Consider the following 22,703-nt stretch of genomic DNA (forward strand, 5'->3'; position numbering starts at 1 on the left):
CATGACGAGCTTGCCCCAAGACCGTGCCGCTGGCGAGGCCGTGATCCGCCGCTATCCGCCGCTGCCCGGCGCGCTTGAAACCGTGACCGCCGGGGCCATGCGCTTCGCTTTGCGGACTTTCTTCAAGTCGATCATGAAGCCGCCCTTGCCACCACAACTGCAGCGCGGCGTGCTGCACATGCTGTCGGTGGCGATGCCGGGCACGACGGGCGTCACGGTCGAGAAGACCAAGGTGGGCAACATGACGGCCGAGCGCCTCACGCCCAAGGGCGCCAAGCCCAAGCATGCCATCCTGTACCTGCACGGCGGCGCCTTCGTCGCGGGCAGCCCGCGCAGCCACCGCAGCATCACCAGCCGCCTGGCCAAGTTCGCGAACGCGCAGGTGCTGGCCATCCACTATCGGCGCGTGCCCGAAGCGCCGTTCCCTGCGCAGATCGACGATTCGGTGGCCGGCTACAAGCAGTTGCTGAAAGACGGCTTCAAGCCCGAGAACATCGCCGTGGCGGGCGATTCGGCCGGTGGCACGCTGACCTTGCTGGTCACCAAGGCGCTGGAGCTCGAAGGCGTCGAGGCGCCCGGGTGCCTGGTGATGATGTCGCCGGCCTTCGACCCCAAGCTCGACAGCCAGAGCGTCAAGAAGTACCGCAAGCTCGACCCGATGATCAACATCGAGTGGGGCCACCAGGGCTTCACCTGGTACCGCCCGCAGCACGACCACCCGCTGGCCTTCCCCAAGCGCCAGAACCTGGCCACCTTGCCGCCCACGCTGGTGCAGGTGGGGGAGATCGAGGTGCTGCACGACGACTCGGTGTGGCTCGCGCACGCGGCCAAGCGCTTTGACCGCCATGTGGAGCTGGAGATCTACGAGCAACGCTGGCATGTGTTCCAGATTCACGCGGGCATCATGCCCAGTGCCACGCTGGCCCTGCAACGCCAGGCGGCGTTCATGAAGCAGCACTGGGGTTCTTGAGACGAAGAGCCTCATGAAAAAAGGCCTCCAGCATGGAGGCCTTTTTGTTGGGCCCAGCGGTTCAGGCCGCGGCCTTGGTCTTCTGGCGCAGGGCCATGTCGCGGATGGCTTCATCGCGCAGGTCCTTGCGCAGGATCTTGCCGACGTTGGTCATGGGCAGGTCTTCGCGGAACTCGACGTACTTGGGGCGCTTGTAGCCGGTCAACTGCTCCTTGCAGTAGTTGGCCACGTCCTTCTCGGTCAGGCTGTAGTCCTTGCGCACCACGAACAGCATCACGGCCTCGCCGGCACGTTCGTCGGGCACGCCCACCACCGCGCATTCGGTCACGCCGGGGTGCAGGTTCACCACCTGCTCGATCTCGTTCGGGTACACATTGAAGCCCGACACCAGGATCATGTCCTTCTTGCGGTCCACGATCTTGATCTGGCCATGGGCGTCGAACACGCCGATGTCGCCGGTGCGGAAGAAACCATCGGCGGTCATGACCTTGGCGGTTTCATCGGGGCGGTTCCAGTAGCCGGACATCACTTGTGGACCGCGCACGCAGATTTCGCCGGGCTCGCCCGTGGGCTGCACCTGGCCATCGTCGTTCAGCAGCACGATCTCGGTGGAAGGCAGTGGGTAGCCGATGGCGGCGTTGTAGTCGGTGTTGGTGAGCTTGTTGACCGTCAGCACGGGCGCGGTCTCGGACAGGCCATAGCCTTCCACGATGGGCACGCCGGTGATGCGCTTCCACTCATCGGCCGTGGACTTCTGCACGGCCATGCCGCCGCCGATGCACATGCGCAGGCGCGAGAAATCGATGGTGGCGAAGTCGGGCTCTTCGATCAGCGCGTTGTACAAGGTGTTGACCGCCGGGAATTGCGTGACCTTGTACTTCTTGAGCGTCTTGATGACGCCGGGCAAGTCGCGCGCATTGGCGATCAGCAGGTTCATCGTGCCCATGCGCGCGCTCAGGAAGAAGCACACCGTCAGCGCGAAGATGTGGTACAGCGGCAGGGCCACCACGTTGATCAACTGGCCGTCGACCTTGTCGAGCTCGGGCTTGAACCAGGCCTCGCACTGGAGGATGTTGGCGGTGACATTGCGCTGCGACAGCGTGGCGCCCTTGGACACGCCGGTGGTGCCGCCCGTGTACTGCAGGAAGGCAGGGTCGGAGCCTTTGATGATCGGGCGCACGTACTTGCTGGCGCGGCCCTTGGCCAGGGCAGCCTTGAGGGTGGTTTGCTTGCAGCGCTCGTTGTCGGGCAGCGTGAAGGCCACCACATTCTTCTCGAGGTGGCGCGTGTTGAAGGTGACCAGCGGGCCCTTGATGGGACCGAAGACGTCGCCCATGGCGCTCAGCACGATGTGCTTGACGGGCGTGCGCTCGACCACTTCCTGCAGGGTCACGGCGAAGTTTTCGAGGACGATGATGACTTCGGCGCCGGAGTCCTTGAGCTGGTGCTCCAGTTCACGGGGCGTGTACATCGGGTTGACGTTGACGACCACGAAGCCCGCGCGCAGCACCCCGGCGATGGCCACGGTGTACTGGGGCACGTTGGGCATCATGATGGCCACACGCGTGCCTTGGGCCAGGTTCAGCGACTGCAGCCAGGCTGCCAGGGCCTTGGACTGGGCATCGATCTCGGCGAAGGTCCATCGCGAATCCATGAAGGCGGCCATGTCGCGCTTGGCGTGCTTGGCAAAGGCGTCTTCCAGCAGGTCAACGAGCGAGGTGTATTCGTCGGGGTTGATCGTGGCGGGGACCCCTGCGGCGTACTGGTCCAACCAAGGTTTGGCAATCGACATGAATTTGTCCTGTGAGAAAAGCCGGGATCAATCTGAAAACAACTGCTGTCATTTTGCAATAGATCCGGGCTTTTGCCATCCCTCAGTCGAGTGCGGGGTTCTCACGAGGCCTGGCGGCGGCGCTAAAAACCAAGGCGAGCAGGCCGCCACCCAGGGCCAGCGCCCAGTTGGCGGGTTCGGGCACCGCGGTGTTCGACAGTTCGACGTCGGCGTGCACCACCAGCCCCAGGAACTGGTCTTCGGTGCTGTTATTGGCATAGGACAGGCCCACTGGCGCCGTGAACGATTGGGACGGGGCGGCCAGGCTGGTGAACAGGGTCTTGGTGTAGGAGCTTTCTTCGCCGTAGTAGCCGAAGCTGAAATCGAGCAAGGCCACCGCATAGCATTCGGTAGCGCAAGTGGCGCTGGCCTGCAGCTCCGCATTGCCCGAGAAAGTCAGCCGGGTGCCGGGCGCGATCCGGATCAGCGGGGCGTAGTACGAACCGACGAGGTTGCCGCTGCTCTGGAGTAGGTAGCTGGTGGTGACGCTTGCACCGGTGGCCCCGGCTTCGACCGAATTGCTGGTGACCTGGGCCAGGGCCGTGGTCCCGTCGGCGAAAGCCTGGCTCACCGAGGCATTGCCCAGGAAAGGCACGACGTTGTCGCTGACGAAGAAGGGTGGCTTGTCATGGTAGATGGAGGTGGCTGATTTCCAGTGGTCGCTGGGCAGCAGTTCGTAGAACGGGCCCACGCCGTCGCCCGGAGTGATGTCGGTGACGGAAAACGCCAGGTTGCTGAACTTGACCGAGGCGGACAGATCGGCCGCGGCGTGCGCGGTGGCCCCGGCACAGGCCAAAAGCAAGGTGAAGGTGGTGAGACGCTTCATGAGGGGCCCCTGTTTGTTGAGTGGGACGAGCATAGGAACAAGTGAGCCGGGGGGCAAGCATGAAAAAAGGCCCTCCGGGGAAGGGCCTTTGAGGGCGTGCGTCAAGGCACTGCTCAACCTTGTGACTTAACGCGGCGGCGGCCCAGCGCGGCGGCCGTCAGCAGGCCGGCCACCATCAAGGACGTGGTCATGGGTTCCGGCACCGAGGTGATCGACGTGGCCAAAGAGTTGTCGCGCACACCGGCCTCGGCGATGAAGCGCAGCGTCAGGTCCTGCGTATGGTTGCTGAAGTTCCAGTAGGTCACGCCGGCAGAGCCCGTGAAAGTCTGGGTTCCAGTGGTCTCGTTGGCGAAATACTTGTTGAACGAGGTGGAGCTGCCAAATTCGCCATAGGGGGAAACATCGTCGAACGAGATGTTCCATTCGCTCCCTGGGAAGTCCGCCCTCAGTTCCACCGAGGAGCGACACAAGTAGCTCACCTCGGTGCAATCGGTGGTCAGCTCGATCTGGTAATCGCCGGTGACCAGGATGGCCGTCCCGGGGGCCAGCCTGATGTTGGGCGTGTAGCTGCCGATGGGGTCGTCACTGCTGGCCACGAGGGCCGACGCGCCAGGGCCGCTGGCTGAAGCCAAGAACCCCGACGCCCCGATCGACGCCTGTGCCGTGCTGCCATTGGTGGTGTCCGAACTCGTGGCGGACAAGGGGGTGAAGATGCCAGGCGCCGACTGCTCGGTCGACTCGCTGGTGACCGCCCTCACGGTCGTGGGTGAGCCGCCGCTCAGCACCTCATAGCCGGCGATGACGTTGTCCTGAGGGTTCAGATCGATGGTGGCGATGCTCAGGTTGCTGAAAGTGATGGCGGCGGTGCCCGTGGCGTGTGCGGCCGTCGATGCGCCCATGGCCAGCGCCAGCGCCAGTTGAATGGTTTTGTTCATGGTGTCCCTTGATGAATGGATTGAAGGCGTCGGTGAAATTCACGCCGCGGTTTGGCCGAGGGCTGTCAGGGCCCTGGCGCCGCGTTGGCGGCGGCTTGCCATGCCGGCGACCAGCACGCCTGCTGCCATCAGCCCCCACATGGCGGGTTCGGGCACCGTGGCGACCGACACAGATCCGCCGAGGCTCAGGCCCAGGTCCACATACTGGTTGCTGAAGTTCACGTAGCTGGCGCCGAATACGCCGTCCAGCGTTCGGCTGCCGCTGTCGATCGACAGCTCTTTGAGGAAGGAAGACTGGTTGAAGTAATCGTAAAAATTGTAGGGGGCGAAGATTCTGGCATCCAAATGGACCGTCGATTTGCAGGGCGTATTGACGGCGGGGCAATCGCTGGTCAGGGCTATTTCATAATGGCCGGACAAAAAAATGGCCGAGCCCGGTGCCAGGCGGATGAGATTGAGGCTCGTGGGGACGGCGGCGTTGGCGGCCACCGTTTCAAAGAGCCCCGTGCCTGCCACGGTGGTTTCAAACCCAGTGGCGGTGAACGAAGCGCTTGCATTGACGTTGGGCCCATCGTTGGCCGTCAGCGACACGGGCGAGAACAAGCCGGGCGTGGTCTGTTGCGTGGTCGATTGGAGGCTCTTGCGGTAGATCGATACTTGTGAACTCCCGTTCTCTTCGAACAACTCGTAAGAGGGCAGTTGCGCATTGCCAGGCACCAGATCGATCACGGTGAACGCCAAGTCGCTCACCTTGAGCGAGGCGGAACTGGTGTTGGCCTGCGCGGCCGATGAAGCGACGCAGAGCAATGCCGCCCCTGCGATGGAGGCTAGTCTTTCATTCATGGTCATCCCTTGTTTATTTGGTGGATGGCCAGTCTAATTTGACTTTCAATTCCCCATAAAAAAAAGGCCCTCGCAGGGAGGGCCTTTCATCACTGAGACACCAATCACTGAAAAGTGAAGTGCTCCGCGTCCATCGCCATCACGGCGCTGGTGGGCGCCAGGGCGCTCTTCTTGTGGCCATCCGCGCGCGGCAGCAGGCGTTCGAAGTAGAACTCGGCTGTCTGGATCTTGGCTTTGTAGAACTCGGCGGGCTCCTTGCCCTTGCCACTGGCCAGCGTCTCGGACGCCTTGATGGCCTGCAGCAGCCAGAAGTGCGCCATCATCACGAAGCCCGAGTACATCAGGAAGTCGACGCTGGCCGAGCTGACCAGGTCGCGGTCCTTGGCAGCGCGCAACATGATGCGGGTGGTCAGCACGTTCCATTGGATGGCGCGCTTGGCCAGCTGGCGGGCCATCTTGCCGATGGGGCCACCGGACAGCAGGTGCGGTTTGGCCAGGCCCAGCATGTCGCCGGTGAACTCGCGCACGCACTTGCCCTTGGTGGTCAGCAGCACCTTGCGGCCCAACAGGTCCAAGGCCTGGATGCCGGTCGTGCCTTCGTACAAGGTGGAGATGCGCGCATCGCGGGCGATCTGCTCCATGCCGTGTTCCTTGATGTAGCCGTGGCCACCGAACACCTGCATGCCGAGGTTGGCCGATTCCAGGCCCATCTCGGTCAGGAAGCCCTTCAGGATGGGGGTGTAGAAGCCCAGCTTGTCGTCGAACTCTTCGTACTTCGCCTTGTTGCCTTCCAGCACGCCGTTGACCATGTTGTCGGCCAGCTTGGCGGCGTGGTAAATCATGGCGCGGCCGCCTTCGGCCACGGCCTTTTGCGTCAGCAGCATGCGGCGCACGTCGGCGTGCCAGATCAGCGCGTCGGCGGTGTGGTCGGCGTCTTTCTTGCCGGACAGGGCGCGCATGGAGCGGCGCTCCTTGGCGTAGGGCAGCGAGCCTTGGTACGACAGTTCAGCGTGGGCCACGCCTTGCACGGCGGTGCCGATGCGGGCGGTGTTCATGAAGGTGAACATGGCTTCCAGGCCCTTGTTGGGCTCGGCGATCAGGTAGCCCACGGCGCCGTCGAAGTTCAGCACGGCGGTGGCGGAGGCGCGGATGCCCATCTTGTGCTCGATCGAGCCGCAGACCACGGGGTTGCGCTCACCGACCGAGCCATCGGCGTTCACCAGGAACTTGGGCACGATGAACAGCGAGATGCCACGGGTGCCGCGGGGGGCGTCGGGCAGGCGGGCCAGCACGATGTGGATGATGTTGTCGGCCAAGTCGTGTTCGCCGGCCGAGATGAAGATCTTGGTGCCAGTGAGCTTGTAGCTGCCGTCGCCCACGGGCTCGGCCTTGGTCTTGACCTGACCCAGGTCGGTGCCGCACTGGGGTTCGGTCAGGCACATGGTGCCAGTCCATTCGCCCGAGACCAGCGGGGGCATGTACAGGTCTTTCTGTGCTTCGGTGCCGTACTGCATGATGGTGTTCATGCAACCCAGGCTCAAGCCGGGGTACATGGTGAACGACCAGTTGGCCGTGCCCATCATTTCCGCCTTGAGCAGGTTCAGCGACATGGGCAGGCCCTGGCCGCCGTGCTTGACTTCGTGCGACAGGCCTTGCCAGCCGCCGGCCACGTACTCCTTGTAGGCTTCCTTGAAGCCCTTGGGCGTGGTGACGTTGCCGTTTTCGAAGTGGCAGCCTTCCTGGTCGCCCGACAGATTCAGGGGGGCCAGCACTTCTTCACAGAAGGTGGCGGCACCTTCCAGAATGGCTTCGACCATGTCCGGGGTGGCCTCACCGCCGTTGGACAGGCTGGCGTAGTGGCTGGTGTAGTCGAACACGTCGTTCAACAGGAAGCGCATGTCGCGCAAGGGCGCCTTGTACTGCGGCATAGGAAGTCACCTCTTTCAAAGCCGCGTGAACAGCGGCCGGGCCATGGGAGCAATCTTGGATTTTCGAACGACCGTGCTTTTCAAACGATCGTTCGAATTAAGGTCGCATTTATACCGCAGAGTGGCAGTCCGTGGGGGTGGATTGACCCTGTGGCGGCAAATTTGCTGGTCTGATGGGTGGTTTTTGCCCCCTGGAAAGGGGGGTAACCAGGAGTAACCCTGGCTTGGCTGAACGACCTGCGTGCAACGATTGCCCCTGGTCCGAAAGGTGTGAAAGGACAAGGAAGTCGTCATGTTGGTGATTAAAAAACAGCGTCGCTCGATGGTTTGGGCAGTGGGGGGCGCCGTGGTGGTGGCCATGCTGGGCGGGGCTTATTACGCCACCCGCACGCACCTGGACACCGAGGCCCCACCGCCGCACATCGAGGCCTACGCCAAGATGCTGGACAACGAACCGCCCGCGGCCACGGCCTCGACCACGGGCACGCGCGAGATCGAACGGCCCGCCGACATCGATCCCAAGGCGTGGCAGCAACTGGAAGACGCGGTGCGCAACCATCCGCAGCGTGACCAGGAGCTCCAGCGCCTGATCGGTTACCTGCGCTTCAAACGCGACATGGACAAGTGGACCGCGCTGAAAGACCAGCCCAATGCGCTGGAACGCGCCCAGGTGGGCCAGCGCATCCTGGACGCGCTGCCAGTGCGCTTCGCCAACCAGGAAGTCACCGGGCCCGAGGCGCTGTTGCTGCAGGCCGCCATCTACGCCGACATGATCCCCGACGAGGCCCAACGCAAGCCCATCGAAGACGCCGCTCGCCAGTCCTTGATGCGGGCGCTCGAACACGACGCGGCCATGGACGCCAAGCTCAAGGCCGAAGATGCCCAGACCGCCAGCTACAAGGAGCGCGAGGCGGTGATCATGAAGCGCTTCAAGGACCAGTTGATCGACCAGGGGCAGATGGAGAAGGAACTGGACGCCGCGCGCCTGGCCGCATTCAGGTAAGGCGGACTTATTTTCAAGCGGGGTGTAAGAAGTGGGCCGTGTACTCGACTACACGCTTGTCCCGGATGACAAACCACATCCGGGCCATGTTTCACAAACCCACTTGCTACCTTCGGAGAACCAACATGACCCAACGCACCCACTCTTCCGCCCTGGCCGCCGCTGCTGCCCTGATCGCCATGTCGGGCGCCGTCTTCGCTGCCGAGGCTCCCGCCGGCAGCATGGGCTCGGCCGTGGCCGCCAGCGACAAGGTGCACTGCTACGGCGTGCACGCCTGCAAAGGCAACAGCGATTGCAAGACCGCCGAGAACGCTTGCAAGGGCCAGAACGCCTGCAAGGGCCACGGCTTCAAGGCCATGGAAGCCAAGGCTTGCCTGAGCAAGGGCGGCACCATTGGCGACCTGGGCGCCGCCAAGTAATCCAGCGCTTTCAGCATCACGGCATGAGCGGCTCCCTTGCATCACCGCATGCCGTGCTGACGCGGCCCTCGCCCGGTTTCGGGCTGGGCCTGCGCACCGTGCATTACCCCGACTTCCTGGCCGGGCCTCAGCAGGTGGACTGGCTCGAAGTCATCTCCGACAACTACATGGTGCCCGGCGGCAAGCCCTTGCGCATGCTCGACGCCATCCGTGAACGCTACCCCATGGCCATGCACGGCGTGTCGCTGTCCATCGGCTCGGTGGCCGGACCTGATCCTGATTATTTGAAGCAGTTGTCGGCCCTGGTGCGCCGCATCGATCCACTGTGGGTGTCGGACCACCTGTGCTGGACAGGCGTGCATGGCCGGCAGTTGCACGACCTCATGCCCTTGCCCTACACCGACGAAGCGCTGGCGCTGGTCGTGCGCAATGTGCGCCAGGTGCAGGATGCGTTAGGGCGGCGCCTGGTGCTGGAAAACGTGTCCAGCTATGTGCAGTTCCAGAGTTCGCACATGACGGAGTGGGCCTTCATCGCCCGCCTCTGCGAAGAGGCCGATTGTTTGATGCTGCTCGATGTCAACAACATCCATGTCAGCAGCGTGAACCATGGCTTCGATGCCCTGGAGTTCTTGAACCACATCCCGGTGGGCCGCGTGCAGCAAATTCACCTGGCCGGCCACACCGACCATGGCGACCACATCATCGACACGCACGATCATCCGGTGGCCGAATCGGTGTGGTCTTTGTACGCGCACGCCTGCGAGCGCTTTGGCCCGGTGGCCACGATGATTGAGCGTGATGACCACATCCCCCCTTTGCCTGAATTGATCGCCGAATTGAACCGCGCGCGGGGCGTGGCAGCCTCGGTGCTGGAAAGACGGGCGGCATGAGCGCCACGGCGTTGGCCGCCTTGCAGGCCCGGGTGCAGGCCCGTGTGCTGATCGGTGACGAGTCTGCCTTGAGCGATGTCGTCAGCGTGCTCCCGGGTGGCGGCGCTCGCGGCCTGGGCATCTACCACCACGCCTACCGTGCCCGCCTGCTGGAGACTTTGCGCGACAGTTTCGGCCACACCCTGATGTACCTGGGCGACGAATGGTTCGACGCCTTGTCGGCCGAGTTCATCGAAGCCCATCCTTCGGCGTCGGCCAACCTGCGCTGGTATGGCGCGGCCTATCCCGACTGGTTGGCCCAGCGCCTGGACCACGCCGATGACCTGGGCGACCACCCCGAAGTTGCCGAGTTGGCCCGCGTGGATTGGGCCTTGCGTTCGGCGTTCGACGGGCCCGATGCCCAGGCCTTGGCCATGACGGACCTGGCGGCCTTGGCGCCCGAGGCCTGGGCCACGGTGGTGTTCAAGCCCCACCCGACCTTGGCCTTGCTGAGCCTGCGATGCAACACCCTGAGCCTGTGGCACGCCCTGGACCAGGATGCCGAAGTGCCTGCCGCCGAGGCCTTGCCATCGGCCATGACGGTGGCGGCATGGCGCTTGGACGAGCGGCCGCATTTCAGGAGCGCATCGCCGATGGAGGCGGTGGCCTTGCAGGCCTTGCTGCAGGGGCACTCGTTCGCCGAGACCTGTGACTTGCTGTCGGCGCGCTTTCCCGAAGAGAACGCCGCGGCCTTGGCCGGCGGCTTCCTCAGGCGCTGGACCGAGGAAGGCTTGCTCTCAGCGGCGTGAGCGGCGGCTGAAGGCGAAGAGGCCCAGCAGGCCGGTGAACATCATCCACTGCGTGGATGTTTCTGGCACCGCGGAGGTGAAGGTGCCCGAGGCGCTGGCCGTGCCCCAGTTCATGGTGCTGGCGACATGGTAGATGCCGGAGGGATTTTCTGTGTCCAGGGGGGTGCCCCAGTTGGCGCCATACAAGGCATTGATCACGATGTCCCTGGCCTCAGGGGCCAGCATCAAGCCGCCGACCGTGCTGCCACTGGCCTGGCCGTTGACGACCAAGCCCTGCGTGCCATCGGTGATGGGGGCCATGCCCTGGAACACTTTGAGTCTGCCGTGATCGCTGACCAAGGTGGCGCTGGTGGTGGTGCCGGCGTAGCTGATCACGTTGGCAGACACCGACGCGTCGCTCAAGTCGATGGTGATGTTCTCAAGCGTGATCAGATTGAGCGAGGTCGCCAAAGGATCACCGTTCTCATCCTCCATTTGAAAGAGGGAATACAGTTCAACGTGAGAATTGGCCGCGTTGAAGGAGGCCTTGCCATCCACCCCTGAAATAGACGCGCCGTCAAAGCTCAGGGCCACCGTACCAGTGCTTGGGCTATAGAGGGCGGTATTGGGCGGCAGGCTGGCTGGAGCGGCGATTCTGGATTTTGTGCTGACCCAAAGCAGTTGGTTCACCCGGAACGCGTTGTCGTGGAAATCCAGCGTGCCCGTGCCGGACACGAACGATTCGCTGGTGGGTGCCGCGAAGGCCGAGCCCATGCTGAACCCGATGGCCAGCGTGCAGATGATGTTGCGTGCGATGCTCATGTTTTCTCTCCCTTGAAACGGCCATCGCAGTTTAGTGGAGCCGGCCTGGGCCGGGCCCCCCTGCTTCACGGGGCTGTGCACCACCATCAAGCTTTGCCCCAGGTTGTCACAAAACCGGCCCCTCGCCCGTCTTGGCTGCATGAACGACACCACCGCCACTTTCAACCGCCTGCGCCCACGCTTGCAAGGCATTGCCTACCGCATGCTGAGCTCGATCGCGGAAGCGGAGGACGTGGTGCAAGACGCCTGGCTGCGCTGGCACGAGGCTGCGCATGCCACGATCGAGAACGCCGAGGCCTGGCTGGTCACCGTCACCACGCGCCTGTCCATCGACCGCCTGCGCTCGGCCAAGGTGCAGCGCGAGCATTACGTCGGGTTCTGGTTGCCTGAACCCGTGCTGACCGAATCACCCGCCACGCCCGAGCAAGTCAAGGAATTGGCCGACGACGTGTCGGTGGCTTTCTTGATGCTGCTGGAGCGCTTGTCCCCCGAGGCACGCGCGGCCTTTCTGTTGCGCGAGGTGTTCGATGCCGACTACAGCGACGTGGCGCAAGCCCTGGGCAAGAGCGAGGCGGCCTGCCGCCAGATCGTGAGCCGAGCCAAGACCCAGTTGCGCGATGAGCGGCCGCGGTATGCGGTGTCCCGCGACACGCATCTCCAGCTGTTGCGCGGGTTTGCCGACGCCATGTCTTGCGGCGACTTCGGCGCGCTGAACCTCATGTTGGCCGAGGAGGCCGAGCTCATCGGCGATGGCGGCGGCATCGTGCCAAGCTTTGGCAAGCCCCTGTCAGGCGGCAAGCGCATTGCACAGTTGTTCTACGCTTCTCACTTGCGGTTTGGCGAGGCGGTGCGTGTCGAACTGGCCCTCGTCAATGGTGAATGGGCCCTGCTGCGCTTCATCAACGGCGAGCTGGAGTCCGCGCAATCCTACGAGACCGATGGCCAACGCATCCTCCGCATCCACGTGCAGCGCAACCCGGAGAAACTGGTGCGGTTGTCGGCGGCCCTGGGCGCCTGTTGATCGGCCGAGGTCGCGTCGTTCACGTATCCTTGCCATCTTTGAAAGGACAGCACCATGGCACACGGCGTGGCCCGCATCGGGCGCGATCAGTACCGCACGCGGATCGAAGTTGGAGGCCATGCCCTGGTCTCGGACGAGCCCCCGGCCCTGGGCGGCGCCAATGCGGGCCCCGCACCTTACGATTTGCTGTTGGCCAGCCTGGGCGCCTGCACAGCCATCACCTTGCGCATGTACGCCGACCGAAAATCCTGGCCGCTCGAAAGCGTGGACGTGGGCCTGCACTTTTCGCGTGGTGAGGACGGCTCGTCGAAGATTGACCGCACGCTGGCCATCGTCGGACTGGACCAGGCGCAGAAGGCCAAGCTGGCCGACATCGCCGAGCGCACGCCGGTCACGCTGACGCTCAAGGGTGGCGTGCCCATCCACACGACGCTGACCTGAATGCCGATTGTTGCCCGCCAGGCAACACGGTGAGTCCCCCCGCGGGGCTACCGCGATGCGTGGTCGAAACCTAGGATTTGTCCATGCCGTGAACCACTCGCGGCAGCGGACACCTCAGCCGCACTGAGGGTGGCCTTCGGGCCTCATCCAAGGAGAGACGACCATGACGCAACGTGTCAACTACATCCAGCAATCGCCGGAACTGTTCAAGAAATTCATCGAGTTCAACAACCTGGTGAAGGATGGCGCGATCGAAGAAAAGACCCGCGACCTCGTGGCCATCCGGGCCTCTCAGATCAATGGCTGCGGCTTCTGCCTGGACATGCACGTCAAGCAAGCCAAGCTGCACGGCGAACGCGAATTGCGCCTGCACCACCTGGCCATCTGGCGTGAGTCCACCTTGTTCATTCCGCGTGAGCGCGCGGCCCTGGCCTGGACCGAGGTCCTCACCAAGCTGCCCGAGCAAGGTGTGCCCGATGAGCTCTACGAGCGTGTCCGCACCCAGCTGTCCGAGAAAGAAATCGCAGACCTGACCTACGTGGTGATGGCCATCAATGCCTGGAACCGCATCAACGTGGCCTTCAAGACGGTGCCTGGTTCGTCCGACAAGGCATTTGGCCTGGACAAGGCCGGGCTGGCATAAGCGCTCGCGGCGGGTGTCACAAGCTTGAGTGCTCGAACGTCTTATGGAGCATGAACGCCCATGACGCCATGTTCGACACCCTCCCCACTGCTGCCGACTCACTGGCTTCCAGTTTCGCCACCAGCCATGCGGGGGTGGTGGCCTTCATCGCGGTCGTCGCTGAAGGCAGCTTTGCCAAGGCGGGGGATCGCCTGGGCATCGGCCGCTCGGCGGTCAGTCGCGCGGTGCGGAAGCTGGAGGCCCAGCTTGAGGCGCGCCTCTTCCTGAGGACCACGCGCCGCACCGCGCTCACGCGCGAGGGCGAGCTCTTCTACGAGAACTGCCACCCCGGCGTCGAGCGCATCGTGCAGGCGCTGGAAGACATGCGCGAACTGCGCCATGGGCCTCCGCGCGGGGTCCTTCGCATCAGCGCCAACGTGGGATTTGGGCGCAAGGTCGTGGCCCCCTTGCTGGGGGGGTTCCAGGCCCGCTACCCGGACATCGCCATCGACCTGTTGCTGGACGATGGGCCCACCGACTTCATCGCCGACCGCATCGACGTGTCCTTCCGCAACGGGCGCATGGAGGACAGCCAGGTGATCGCCAAGCAATTGATCTCCATGCAGATGCTGCTGTGCGCCTCACCCGCCTATGCCCAGCACCACGGTCTGCCGCGCAGCCTTGATGATCTGGCCGATCACCGCTGCATCAACTTCCGGCTGGCTTCGGGCCGACTGGCCGAATGGTCGTTCAAGGTGGATGGGCACACGAAGAAGCTCGTGCCCCGGGCCGCGGCGACATTCAACGACGACGACCTGGTGCTGCAGGCGGTGCTGGAAGGGCGGGGGATTGCCCAGATGGCGGGTTACCAGGTTGGCGACCTGCTGCGCGCCGGTCGGCTGGTGGTTTGTCTGCCGCAGCACGCCCCGGACGACCATGGCCACCACATCTGCTACCTCAGCCGCCAGCAGCTGCCAGCCCGGGTCCGCGTGTTCATCGATCACATGACCGTGCACACGCGGGCCCTGGACCCGCCATGCCTTACCTCTCCTGTCTCAACAATCCATCAACCACCAACGGCCTCGCGCAGGCCCTGAAAGGATCACACCATGAAGATCGTCGTCATTGGCGGAAGCGGGCTCATCGGCAGCAAGCTTGTCAACCAGTTGCGCGGGGTGGGCCACGAGGTCATCGCTGCCTCGCCCGCTTCGGGTGTCAACACCATCACCGGCGAAGGCCTGGACCAGGTGCTGGCAGGCGCGCAGATCGTGGTCGATGTGGCGAACTCGCCGTCGTTCGAGGACCAAGCCGTGCTGGACTTTTTCCAGACCTCGGGCCGCAATCTGCTCGCTGCGGGGGCCAGGGCGGGTGTGCGGCACCACGTGGCTCTGTCGGTGGTGGGCACCGACCGCCTGGCCGAAAGCGGCTATTTCCGCGGCAAGATCGCGCAGGAAAAGCTCATCCGCGAAAGCCGGTTGCCCTACACCATCGTGCATTCGACGCAATTCATGGAGTTTCTGGGCGGCATCGCGCAGTCAGGTACTGTGGGCGATGAAGTGCACCTGTCGCCGGCCTTCGTGCAGCCGATTTCGTCCGACGAGGTGGCCACGGCGATGGCCGAGTACACCTTGGGTGCGCCGGTCAACGGCGTGGTCGAGATCGCGGGACCGGAGCGCCTGCGCCTGTCCGAACTCGTGCAGCGCTACCTGGTCGCGGTCAGGGATCCACGCAAGGTGGTGGCCGATGTGCAGGCGCGCTATTTTGGCGCCGAATTGAAGGACGACACCCTGGTGCCCAGCGGACAGCCCTGGCTGGGCAAGGTGAGCTTCGATGCCTGGTTCGAGCAAGGCCAAACGGTGCGTTGAACACGCGGAGTCCCCAGGTCACTTGCTGGACGAATGGGTACCAATTCTGCACGGAATGCACCCATGGGTTCGGGGTTTGTCGAGACACTGACCTGGTCAACCTCGACATCCACCCAAGGACACACCATGACCCGCGTCACGCTCCACACCACCCAGGCCCAGGCCCCCATCGCCAGCCAGACCATCCTCGGCCAGATCCAGCAGGCCTTCGGCGCCACGCCCAACATGTTCAAGGCCGTGGCCAATTCGCCGGCCGCCCTGCAAAGCATGTGGGCCGCCTTCGGCGCCCTGAGCCAGGGCACGCTGGGGCCCCGGTTGGGCGAAGAGATCGCCGTGGCCATCGCCAACCGCAACCAATGCGAATACTGCCTGGCCGCGCACACGGCGTTGGGCCAGAAGGCGGGAGCTTCGGCCTGGGAGATGGCCGCCGCCCAGATCGGCCAATCCAGCGACCCGCGCAGCGCGGCCGCCTTGCGCTTCGCGCTCAAGGTCGTCAGCGATCGGGCGCAGGTCCGTGATGCCGATGTGGCCGCGCTGCACGAGGTGGGCTTCAAGGACGAGCAAGTGGTGGAGATCCTGGCCCATGTGGCCTTGAACCTGTTCACCAACTACGTCAACGTGGCGCTGGACGTGCCGGTCGACTTTCCCAAGGTGGGCTTGCATCGGGCCTGACGTAGGATGAGGCGTTCAGCACAGCATGACGATGCCGCCCCTCGACCGATTGTCTTCATTGCTTGAGCGCTTCAGCGTTCGGGCCCACCTGTTCCACACCGGGCCCCTGTGTGGCGTGACCACCTACGCGGCCAAGCCCGGGCGTGGTTTCCTGCATGTGCTGCGGCAGGGCGAAATGGTGGTCACGCACCGCGCCAGCACGGGCCTGCGCCAGCGCACCAAGGTGTCCGAGCCCAGCCTCTTGTTCTACCCGAGGCCCCTGGCGCACGAGTTCCACAACGCCCCGAATGATGGGGCGGACTTCGCCTGCGCCACGCTCGATTTCGAGGGCGGCCACACGCACCCCTTGGTGCAGGCCTTGCCACCCCTGGTGCTCGTGCCTTTGCACCGCGTGGAGGGGCTGGCCCCTGCCTTGGCGTTGCTGTTCGCCGAAACCGAACGGGTGCGGTGCGGCCAACGCCTGCTGGCCGATCGCCTGTTCGAGGTGGTCTTGCTGCAACTGCTGCGCTGGTTGCTGGACCGCCCCGAAGACGGCGGGGTGCCCATCGGCATGCTGACCGGCCTGTCGGATCCCCAGCTGGCGCGTGCCTTGGTGGCGATGCACGACCATCCCGGCCAGCCCTGGAGCCTGGACACCTTGGCACAAGAGGCGGGCCTGTCGCGCACGGCCTTCGCGGCCCGCTTCAAAGGCGTGGTGGGGACCACCCCGGGCGACTACCTGGCCAACTGGCGCATGAGCCTGACCCAGACCGGCTTGCGGCAAGGCCGGCCGGTGAAGGTGCTGGCGTCGGAGCTGGGGTACGCCAATGCCTCGGCGCTGTCCCGGGTTTTCCTGCAACGCATGGGCCTTTCGCCCAGGGCCTGGCTTTCTGCCGTCAAGCATCCACCAACCACAGGAGAGTGACCCATGAAGTGTCTTGCCATCCGCCACTTGGCCTTCGAGGACCTCGGCATCTTCGAAGCCGTGCTGTCCGAGCGAGGTTTCGACACCGAATACCTGGACGCTGGCGTGCAGCCGATCGATGCCACCAGATTGGACGAGCCAGACCTGCTGGTCGTGCTGGGCGGTCCGATTGGTGTCAACGACACCGGTCTGTACCCCTGGCTGTCCGCCGAGCTGGATGCCGTGCGCGAGCGGGTGCTGCGCAAGCGCCCCACGCTGGGCGTCTGCCTGGGCGCGCAGATCATCGCCAAGGCCTTGGGCGCGCGCGTGTACCCGGGCCAGGCCAAGGAAATCGGCTGGGCACCGGTGACCTTGTCGAGTGCCGGGCTGGACTCGCCCCTGCGGCACCTGGCCGGCAGCCCCACGTTGCACTGGCATGGCGACACCTTCGACGTCCCCGAAGGCGCACGCCTGCTGGCCTCCACCGACCTCACGCCGCACCAGGCCTTTGATTGGGGCCCGGCCGTGCTGGCCTTGCAGTTCCATCCTGAATTCCCGGCATCGCGCATCGAAGCCTGGTTGGTGGGCCACACCATGGAGTTGGGGCTGGCGAACGTGGACATCCCCGCGCTTCGTGCCGCCACGGCCGTCCATGGGCAGGCGCAGGCTGCGGCGGGGCGCGCCATGCTGGCGGACTGGCTGGACGGGGCGCTGCAGAGGTCAAAGTAACGCTGAAGCGCGGCGCGGAGGCACCACGGATAACCCTGGCGCGATGGCGGTCGCTGCCGATCCTTATGCTCGAAGACATCCCTTTCAAAACCAAGGATCTGCCGTGCGCCTACCCCTGATTCCGCCCCAAGACCTCACGCCCGAGCAAAAGCCCTTGTACGACGACATGCGCAAGGGCATCGCCAGCCACTTCAACGCCTTCAAGGTCGAACGCGAGGACGGCGCCCTGATGGGGCCGTGGAATCCGTGGTTGCACGAGCCCACGATTGGCAAGGCGATCTGGGACCTGACCCTGGCGATGACCGCCAAGGCCGTGTTGCCCGATCCGGTGCGCCAGATCGCCATCCTGGTGGTCGGTGCGCGGTTCGACGCGGCCTATGAGTTGTACGCGCACATTGCGGTGGCCGAAGGCGAGGGCATGTCCCCCGAGCGGCTGTCCACGCTCGTGGCCGACCTCAAGCCCAACGACCTCAACAAGGAAGAAAGCGTGGCCTTCGACGTGGCCTATGCGCTCAGCCGGGGCGGCGTCCTGCCCGAGCCGGTCTACAGCCTGGCGGTGAAGACCTTCGGCCAGCATGGCACGAATGAACTGATCTACCTGGTTGGCTTGTACGCTTTGGTGTCGACCACGCTCAACGGCTTCAACGTGCCGGTGCCCGAACGCGAGTGAGCGCGCGGTATGCTCGTCCGGCAAGCCCGGCCCTCCCGGGCAGGAGATGTGCATGACGGGGCCTGCGGTGGTGATGGACGACGTGGCGCAAGCGGTGGACGACATCATCGCTCGCATTGGCAAGAGCCTGGTCGTGGGCTTGCCGCTGGGACTGGGAAAACCGGTCGAACTGGTCAACGCGCTGTACGCGAGGGCCACGCAAGACAGCAGCCTGCAACTGAAGATCCTCACCGCCCTGTCGCTGGAGAAGCCCACCGGCGGCAGCGCCATCGAAAGCGCCTTCCTCAAACCCTTCGTGGGGCGTGTGTTCGGTGGCGTGCCCCAGCTGGACGTGATCGCCGACCTGCGCGCCAACCGCCTGCCCGCCAATGTGCAGGTCTGCGAGTTCTTCTTCCGACCCGGCGCTTTCATGGACAACGCGCACGCGCAGCAGCACTACATCAGCAGCAACTACACGCACGCTGCGCGCGATGTGTTCAACCACGGCTGCAACGTCGTGGCGCAGATGGTCTGCCAGCGCGAGACGCCCGAAGGCACGCGCTACTCGCTCTCGTGCAACCCGGACACGCCACCCGAGCTGGTCGACATGCTGCGCGCCAGCGGCCGCCCGCACGTGGTGGTCGGCGTGGTCAACCAGAACCTGCCCTTCATGTTCAACGATGCCGAGGTCGGGCCGGAGGCCTTCCACATCGTCGTCGACCATGCGCGTTACACCACGCCGCTGTTCTCGAATCCCAAGCTGGGCGTGACCACACCCGACTACCTGATCGGCCTGCACGCCAGCACCCTCATCAAGGATGGCGGCACGTTGCAACTGGGCATCGGCGCCTTGGGCGATGCCATCGTGTACGCCGCGCAGTTGCGCCACGCGCGGAACGCCGATTACCTGCGGGTGCTGGGCGATTGCGGCATCCTCGCGAACTCGGGCGAGCTGATCAAGGACCTTGGCGGCACCGAACCTTTCGCGCAAGGCCTGTATGGCGCCACCGAGATGTTCGTGGATGGCTACCTGCACTTGCTGCGGTCCGGCATCCTCAAGCGCCGCGTGCATGACTTCTGGGCGCTGCAGCAACTGGTCAATGAAGGGCGCTGTGATCCCGATCATGTGACGCCGCAGGTGCTGGACGACCTGGCCTCATTGGGCGTGCGCGTGATCCGGGGTGCGGACTTCAAGGTGCTGCAACACCACGGCTTGTTCAACGACGAGACCGGTTACGACGAAGGCCACATCATCGCGCCCGATGGCACCCGCGTCATCGCCAATGTGGCCGATCCGCATGCGCGGCAGGTGATGGCCGATCAGTGCCTGGGGCAACGCCTGCGCAACGGCATCGTGCTGCACGGCGGCTTCTTTCTGGGCCCGCTGGATTTTTACGAGGGCCTGCGCCGCATGCCCGAAGACCAGGCGCGCCAGATCTGCATGACCGGCGTGAGCAAGATCAACCAGCTCGACCGCAACCCGCGGCTTTACCGGCAGCAGCGCGTGCACGCGCGCTTCATGAACACCGGCATCATGGCCACCTTGTCGGGTGCGGTGTGCTCGGATGGGCTGGACGATCTGCGCGTGGTGTCGGGCGTGGGCGGGCAGTACAACTTCGTGGCGATGGCGCACGAGCTGCCCACGGGCCGATCCATCCTGATGGTGCGGGCGGTGCGCGACAAGGGCGGCAAGGCCGGGCCCAGCAGCAACATCGTCTTCAACTATGGGCACACCACGATCCCGCGCCACCTGCGCGACATCGTCATCACCGAGTACGGCATCGCCGACTTGCGTTCGCGCACCGATGCGGAGGTGATCAAGGCCTTGCTCAACATCGCGGACTCGCGCTTTCAAGATGGGCTGATGGCGGCGGCCAAGCATGCCGGCAAGCTTGAGCCCGGCTACCAGATCCCCGATGCCTTCCGCCACAACCTGCCCGAACGGCTGGAGCGGCAACTGGCGGGCTTCAAGCGCCAGCAGTTGTTCCCGGACTTTCCCTTTGGCACCGATTTGAAGGACGAGGAGGTGATGCTGGGCAAAGTGCTGAAGGCGGTGAAGAAGCGCGCCGACACCACGCCCAAGTGGCAACTGGCCTGGGCCGCTTTGCGGCCTGGTGCATCGAACATCCCGCCATCAGCGCGGCCCTACCTGGACTGGCTGGCGCTTGCCCATCCTCGCACCCTGCAAGACAGGGTGGCGCGGGCATTGGTGGTGCAAGCCTTGAAAGATCACCCATGAAGACCGTGTACAACGCCGCCAATGCGCTCGAAGCCCAGATGCTGCTGGACGTGCTGAGGCAAGAGGGCATCACGGCCCACATCCGTGGCGCGCACCTTCAAGGCGCCATGGGCGAATTGCCTGCCGCCGGCCTGGTGCGGCTGGAGGTGGCGGAAGAAGACCACCTGCGTGCCCGCGAGGCGATTGACCGCTGGGAGGCCGCCAGCCCCGTGCCCGACACGCCGGTGGGCACCAATGCGGACGGCAGCGTTGGCCGCTCGGGTTGGGCGCTGCCCGCGTTAGGCGGCTTGGCCTTGGGCGTGGCCCTGTCGTTTGGCTTGATGCGTTTGCCCGCCTCATCCGAAGGCCAGGACAACAACGGTGACGGCGTGCTCGATGAACACTGGCGGTTCTCGGCTTCGGGCCGGCACCTGTCGACCGAGCTAGACCGGAATTTTGACCAGCGGATCGATGAGGTCATCACCTTCGATGGCCTTGGTCAGTTGGTCCGCTCTGATTCAGACGAGGACTTTGACGGCGTCATGGACACGCACCTCCACTACAAGCGCAACAACCCTGAGTTGGGCGAGGTGGACCTGGATGGCGATGGCGTGACCGATGTGCGAACGCTGTACCGCGATGGCGTGGCGCACACGGTGGAATACATCGACCCGATCACGCAGAAGGTGGCGCGCGTTGAGCATGTGCGGCTGGGGGCGGCCACCAGTGCTGACATTGACACGAATGGGGATGGGCGGTTGGACACGACGGAGGGGTACTCGCGTGTTGGGGCGGTGGTGTCGCGGGCTCCGATTGCTCAGCAATAATTACCCGATGCCGATTTCCACTTTGCGTCGATCGCTTCGCCTCCTGGTGCCCGTGCTTCTGCTGGCGGTGCTCCCTGCTTTTGCGGCCGAACCGCCTGCACCAGCTTCTGCGGCCTCCGCTCCAATTGGCGATCTGGCAGCACCGAAGGTCGGCTACCAGGGTAGGCTGACTGCAGCAGGCCTGGTGCAGGTGGGTGACTTGCTGATGCTGTCCCCCGGTGCCGCGTGGTATCCCGAGTCCGACGCCGCCATTGGCGCACAAGGCACAGCCCTTGTCGTGATGGACTTGACCCGGGACGGCCAAGTGGCGAAGGCCAGGATCGTCCAATCCACGCAAGCCCCCGCGCTTGACCGGCAGGCCCTTCGGTTGGCCTCACAACTCCACTGGATGGGCGCGCGCAAGGCCCCGCCTCAGGCCAGCCTGCGTGTGCTGTTCTCGCGTGACAGCATTGACTCGGTGCAGAAGAAAAGCTGCGCCGAATTGAACCAGGACGTCGCTTGGCTGAAAGCACACCGGCCCGTCCAGCCGCCTGAGAACGTAGGTGCGCTGCGCGTTGCCCGAAATCTGGTGTCATTCAACACAAGCTGGATGGCCGATCGCCACGATCGCGAGGCTGGCCGATCGGTGCGCGATGCGCTGTTCCTTGCGTCCCGCCGCACGGTCGCTGAGTGCGGCGCACAACCTGACAAACTCATGAAGGATGTTTTCAATCATCTGCTGCACGAAGCTTCGAAGGCCCGAGAAACAGCGCCGGCGAGTCCGGATAACGTGCCCGACGAAGCTGGGCCATTGCCCCGATCGATCTTGCACACTCAACGTGATGAGCCAATCTCACTGGGCAGCATCACCGTCACGCGTGGAGATGCCGAATATCCCCAAGCCGCGCTCACCGCTGGCGCCCAAGGTGAGGTGGAGGTCCGGGCTGAGTTGGACGAGGCCGGCATGATCGAACGGGTGGCCACCAAGAGCGATCGCTCAGGCTCTCCTATGCTGGCCAATGCAGCCCAGGAAGTCCTGCGCCGCCGATGGACCGAGGCTCGGCTTGAAAAAAAGCACCTGGCCACCTGGCCTGTGGCGATCGAGATGACGGTCGGTTTCAAGCGGGATGACACCGACAGCATCACATCACTGGATTGCGCCACCTACCGCCTGGATGCGACCGCTTGGCGAGGCTATCGCTTGCACCTGCCTGACTTCCGATCGCTGACCGATGTCCTGGGCATGCGGGCCATGGGACTGATCAGTTTCAAAGGCCGCCAGCCGCAACGCGACACCGCGATGTTCAACGACAAAGATCGATTGGCGGAAATGAACGCACTGGAAGAGGCCTGTGACGCCGCGCCGCAAAAGCTCGCGATCGACGCGCTGATCGACGTGATCGACGCCATGCCTGTGCGACCTTGAGTGGGTGATCCGTCGTCAATGAATGTCCGCTTGAGGCTGGTTGCCGACATCCGTGGGCGGCACGGTCAACGGCTGGTTTGGCTGATAGCCGACGTTAGGGCTTCGGTCACGCGGCGCCTCGGGCGAAAGTGATCGTC

23 protein-coding genes are annotated in these 22,703 nt (G+C 64.4%); 17 read left to right on the top strand and 6 right to left on the bottom strand.

All coding sequences use genetic code 11. The features are described 5' to 3' along the window. The first annotated feature begins 1 nt into the window (after position 1). Positions 2 to 970 carry an alpha/beta hydrolase gene (locus ACREB4_RS00270; protein ID WP_431586175.1) on the top strand — a complete coding sequence of 323 codons (969 nt, stop codon included), beginning with the start codon at positions 2 to 4 and terminating at the stop codon, positions 968 to 970. Positions 971 to 1,031: 61 nt separating this feature from the next. Here ACREB4_RS00270 and ACREB4_RS00275 read toward each other — a convergent pair whose 3' ends face one another. The 5 genes from ACREB4_RS00275 to ACREB4_RS00295 form a co-directional block, all read right to left on the bottom strand. Further along, complete coding sequence (locus ACREB4_RS00275; RefSeq protein ID WP_431586401.1) at positions 1,032 to 2,756, bottom strand: AMP-binding protein; 1,725 nt, start codon at positions 2,754 to 2,756, stop codon at positions 1,032 to 1,034. A gap of 88 nt (positions 2,757 to 2,844) precedes the next feature. Further along, entirely contained in the window at positions 2,845 to 3,627 is a 783-nt protein-coding gene (locus tag ACREB4_RS00280; protein WP_431586176.1) for a hypothetical protein, read from the bottom strand. A 113-nt stretch (positions 3,628 to 3,740) separates the two neighbouring features. Beyond that, complete coding sequence (locus tag ACREB4_RS00285; RefSeq protein ID WP_431586177.1) at positions 3,741 to 4,562, bottom strand: PEP-CTERM sorting domain-containing protein; 822 nt, start codon at positions 4,560 to 4,562, stop codon at positions 3,741 to 3,743. A gap of 39 nt (positions 4,563 to 4,601) precedes the next feature. Further along, positions 4,602 to 5,303, bottom strand: coding sequence for a PEP-CTERM sorting domain-containing protein (locus ACREB4_RS00290; protein WP_431586178.1), 702 nt, complete (start codon positions 5,301 to 5,303; stop codon positions 4,602 to 4,604). 206 nt (positions 5,304 to 5,509) lie between these two features. Continuing rightward, positions 5,510 to 7,333, bottom strand: coding sequence for an acyl-CoA dehydrogenase C-terminal domain-containing protein (locus ACREB4_RS00295; protein ID WP_431586179.1), 1,824 nt, complete (start codon positions 7,331 to 7,333; stop codon positions 5,510 to 5,512). A 292-nt stretch (positions 7,334 to 7,625) separates the two neighbouring features. Here ACREB4_RS00295 and ACREB4_RS00300 point away from each other — a divergent pair, with 292 nt between their 5' ends. From ACREB4_RS00300 to ACREB4_RS00315, 4 genes are all read left to right on the top strand, one after another. Next, positions 7,626 to 8,336 (top strand): hypothetical protein, encoded by a 711-nt coding sequence (locus ACREB4_RS00300; RefSeq protein WP_431586180.1) that lies wholly within the window; start codon positions 7,626 to 7,628, stop codon positions 8,334 to 8,336. Positions 8,337 to 8,461: 125 nt separating this feature from the next. After that, positions 8,462 to 8,755 carry a BufA2 family periplasmic bufferin-type metallophore gene (gene bufA2, locus ACREB4_RS00305; RefSeq protein WP_431586181.1) on the top strand — a complete coding sequence of 98 codons (294 nt, stop codon included), beginning with the start codon at positions 8,462 to 8,464 and terminating at the stop codon, positions 8,753 to 8,755. A 23-nt stretch (positions 8,756 to 8,778) separates the two neighbouring features. Next, positions 8,779 to 9,645, top strand: coding sequence for an MNIO family bufferin maturase (bufB, locus tag ACREB4_RS00310; protein ID WP_431586182.1), 867 nt, complete (start codon positions 8,779 to 8,781; stop codon positions 9,643 to 9,645). Then, on the top strand, positions 9,642 to 10,433 hold the full coding sequence (locus tag ACREB4_RS00315; protein ID WP_431586183.1) for an HvfC/BufC family peptide modification chaperone: 792 nt from the start codon (positions 9,642 to 9,644) through the stop codon (positions 10,431 to 10,433). The genes bufB and ACREB4_RS00315 overlap by 4 nt, the downstream gene beginning before the upstream one ends. Here ACREB4_RS00315 and ACREB4_RS00320 read toward each other — a convergent pair. Continuing rightward, positions 10,422 to 11,234 carry a hypothetical protein gene (locus ACREB4_RS00320; RefSeq protein ID WP_431586184.1) on the bottom strand — a complete coding sequence of 271 codons (813 nt, stop codon included), beginning with the start codon at positions 11,232 to 11,234 and terminating at the stop codon, positions 10,422 to 10,424. The genes ACREB4_RS00315 and ACREB4_RS00320 overlap by 12 nt on opposite strands. A gap of 139 nt (positions 11,235 to 11,373) precedes the next feature. On the opposite strand from ACREB4_RS00320, the gene ACREB4_RS00325 reads away from it, so the two are divergent. The 12 genes from ACREB4_RS00325 (at position 11,374) to ACREB4_RS00380 (ending at position 22,566) form a co-directional block, all read left to right on the top strand. After that, positions 11,374 to 12,255 (top strand): RNA polymerase sigma-70 factor, encoded by an 882-nt coding sequence (locus ACREB4_RS00325; protein WP_431586185.1) that lies wholly within the window; start codon positions 11,374 to 11,376, stop codon positions 12,253 to 12,255. Positions 12,256 to 12,309: 54 nt separating this feature from the next. After that, complete coding sequence (locus tag ACREB4_RS00330) at positions 12,310 to 12,696, top strand: OsmC family protein (protein WP_431586186.1); 387 nt, start codon at positions 12,310 to 12,312, stop codon at positions 12,694 to 12,696. Between the two features lie 163 nt (positions 12,697 to 12,859). Further along, the gene (locus ACREB4_RS00335) at positions 12,860 to 13,339 is read left to right on the top strand and encodes a carboxymuconolactone decarboxylase family protein (protein WP_431586187.1); all 480 of its coding nucleotides are present in this window, start codon (positions 12,860 to 12,862) and stop codon (positions 13,337 to 13,339) included. Between the two features lie 50 nt (positions 13,340 to 13,389). Then, positions 13,390 to 14,415 carry a LysR family transcriptional regulator gene (locus ACREB4_RS00340; protein ID WP_431586188.1) on the top strand — a complete coding sequence of 342 codons (1,026 nt, stop codon included), beginning with the start codon at positions 13,390 to 13,392 and terminating at the stop codon, positions 14,413 to 14,415. A gap of 12 nt (positions 14,416 to 14,427) precedes the next feature. Continuing rightward, positions 14,428 to 15,183: an SDR family oxidoreductase gene (locus ACREB4_RS00345; protein WP_431586189.1), complete on the top strand. Its 756-nt coding sequence runs from the start codon at positions 14,428 to 14,430 to the stop codon at positions 15,181 to 15,183. Between the two features lie 126 nt (positions 15,184 to 15,309). After that, entirely contained in the window at positions 15,310 to 15,855 is a 546-nt protein-coding gene (locus ACREB4_RS00350; protein WP_431586190.1) for a carboxymuconolactone decarboxylase family protein, read from the top strand. A 31-nt stretch (positions 15,856 to 15,886) separates the two neighbouring features. Further along, on the top strand, positions 15,887 to 16,759 hold the full coding sequence (locus ACREB4_RS00355) for a cupin domain-containing protein (RefSeq protein ID WP_431586402.1): 873 nt from the start codon (positions 15,887 to 15,889) through the stop codon (positions 16,757 to 16,759). A 3-nt stretch (positions 16,760 to 16,762) separates the two neighbouring features. Next, the gene (locus ACREB4_RS00360) at positions 16,763 to 17,467 is read left to right on the top strand and encodes a glutamine amidotransferase (RefSeq protein ID WP_431586191.1); all 705 of its coding nucleotides are present in this window, start codon (positions 16,763 to 16,765) and stop codon (positions 17,465 to 17,467) included. Positions 17,468 to 17,570: 103 nt separating this feature from the next. Beyond that, positions 17,571 to 18,137, top strand: coding sequence for a carboxymuconolactone decarboxylase family protein (locus ACREB4_RS00365; RefSeq protein ID WP_431586192.1), 567 nt, complete (start codon positions 17,571 to 17,573; stop codon positions 18,135 to 18,137). Between the two features lie 52 nt (positions 18,138 to 18,189). Further along, complete coding sequence (locus tag ACREB4_RS00370; RefSeq protein ID WP_431586193.1) at positions 18,190 to 20,355, top strand: acetyl-CoA hydrolase/transferase C-terminal domain-containing protein; 2,166 nt, start codon at positions 18,190 to 18,192, stop codon at positions 20,353 to 20,355. Next, positions 20,352 to 21,161 carry a DUF2007 domain-containing protein gene (locus ACREB4_RS00375; RefSeq protein ID WP_431586194.1) on the top strand — a complete coding sequence of 270 codons (810 nt, stop codon included), beginning with the start codon at positions 20,352 to 20,354 and terminating at the stop codon, positions 21,159 to 21,161. Before ACREB4_RS00370 ends, ACREB4_RS00375 begins: the two co-directional genes overlap by 4 nt. Further along, positions 21,118 to 22,566: a TonB family protein gene (locus ACREB4_RS00380; RefSeq protein WP_431586195.1), complete on the top strand. Its 1,449-nt coding sequence runs from the start codon at positions 21,118 to 21,120 to the stop codon at positions 22,564 to 22,566. The genes ACREB4_RS00375 and ACREB4_RS00380 overlap by 44 nt, the downstream gene beginning before the upstream one ends. Positions 22,567 to 22,703: the final 137 nt, after the last annotated feature.

Origin of the sequence: Aquabacterium sp. (assembly GCF_050725395.1) — a bacterium.
Classification (GTDB): domain Bacteria; phylum Pseudomonadota; class Gammaproteobacteria; order Burkholderiales; family Burkholderiaceae_C; genus Aquabacterium.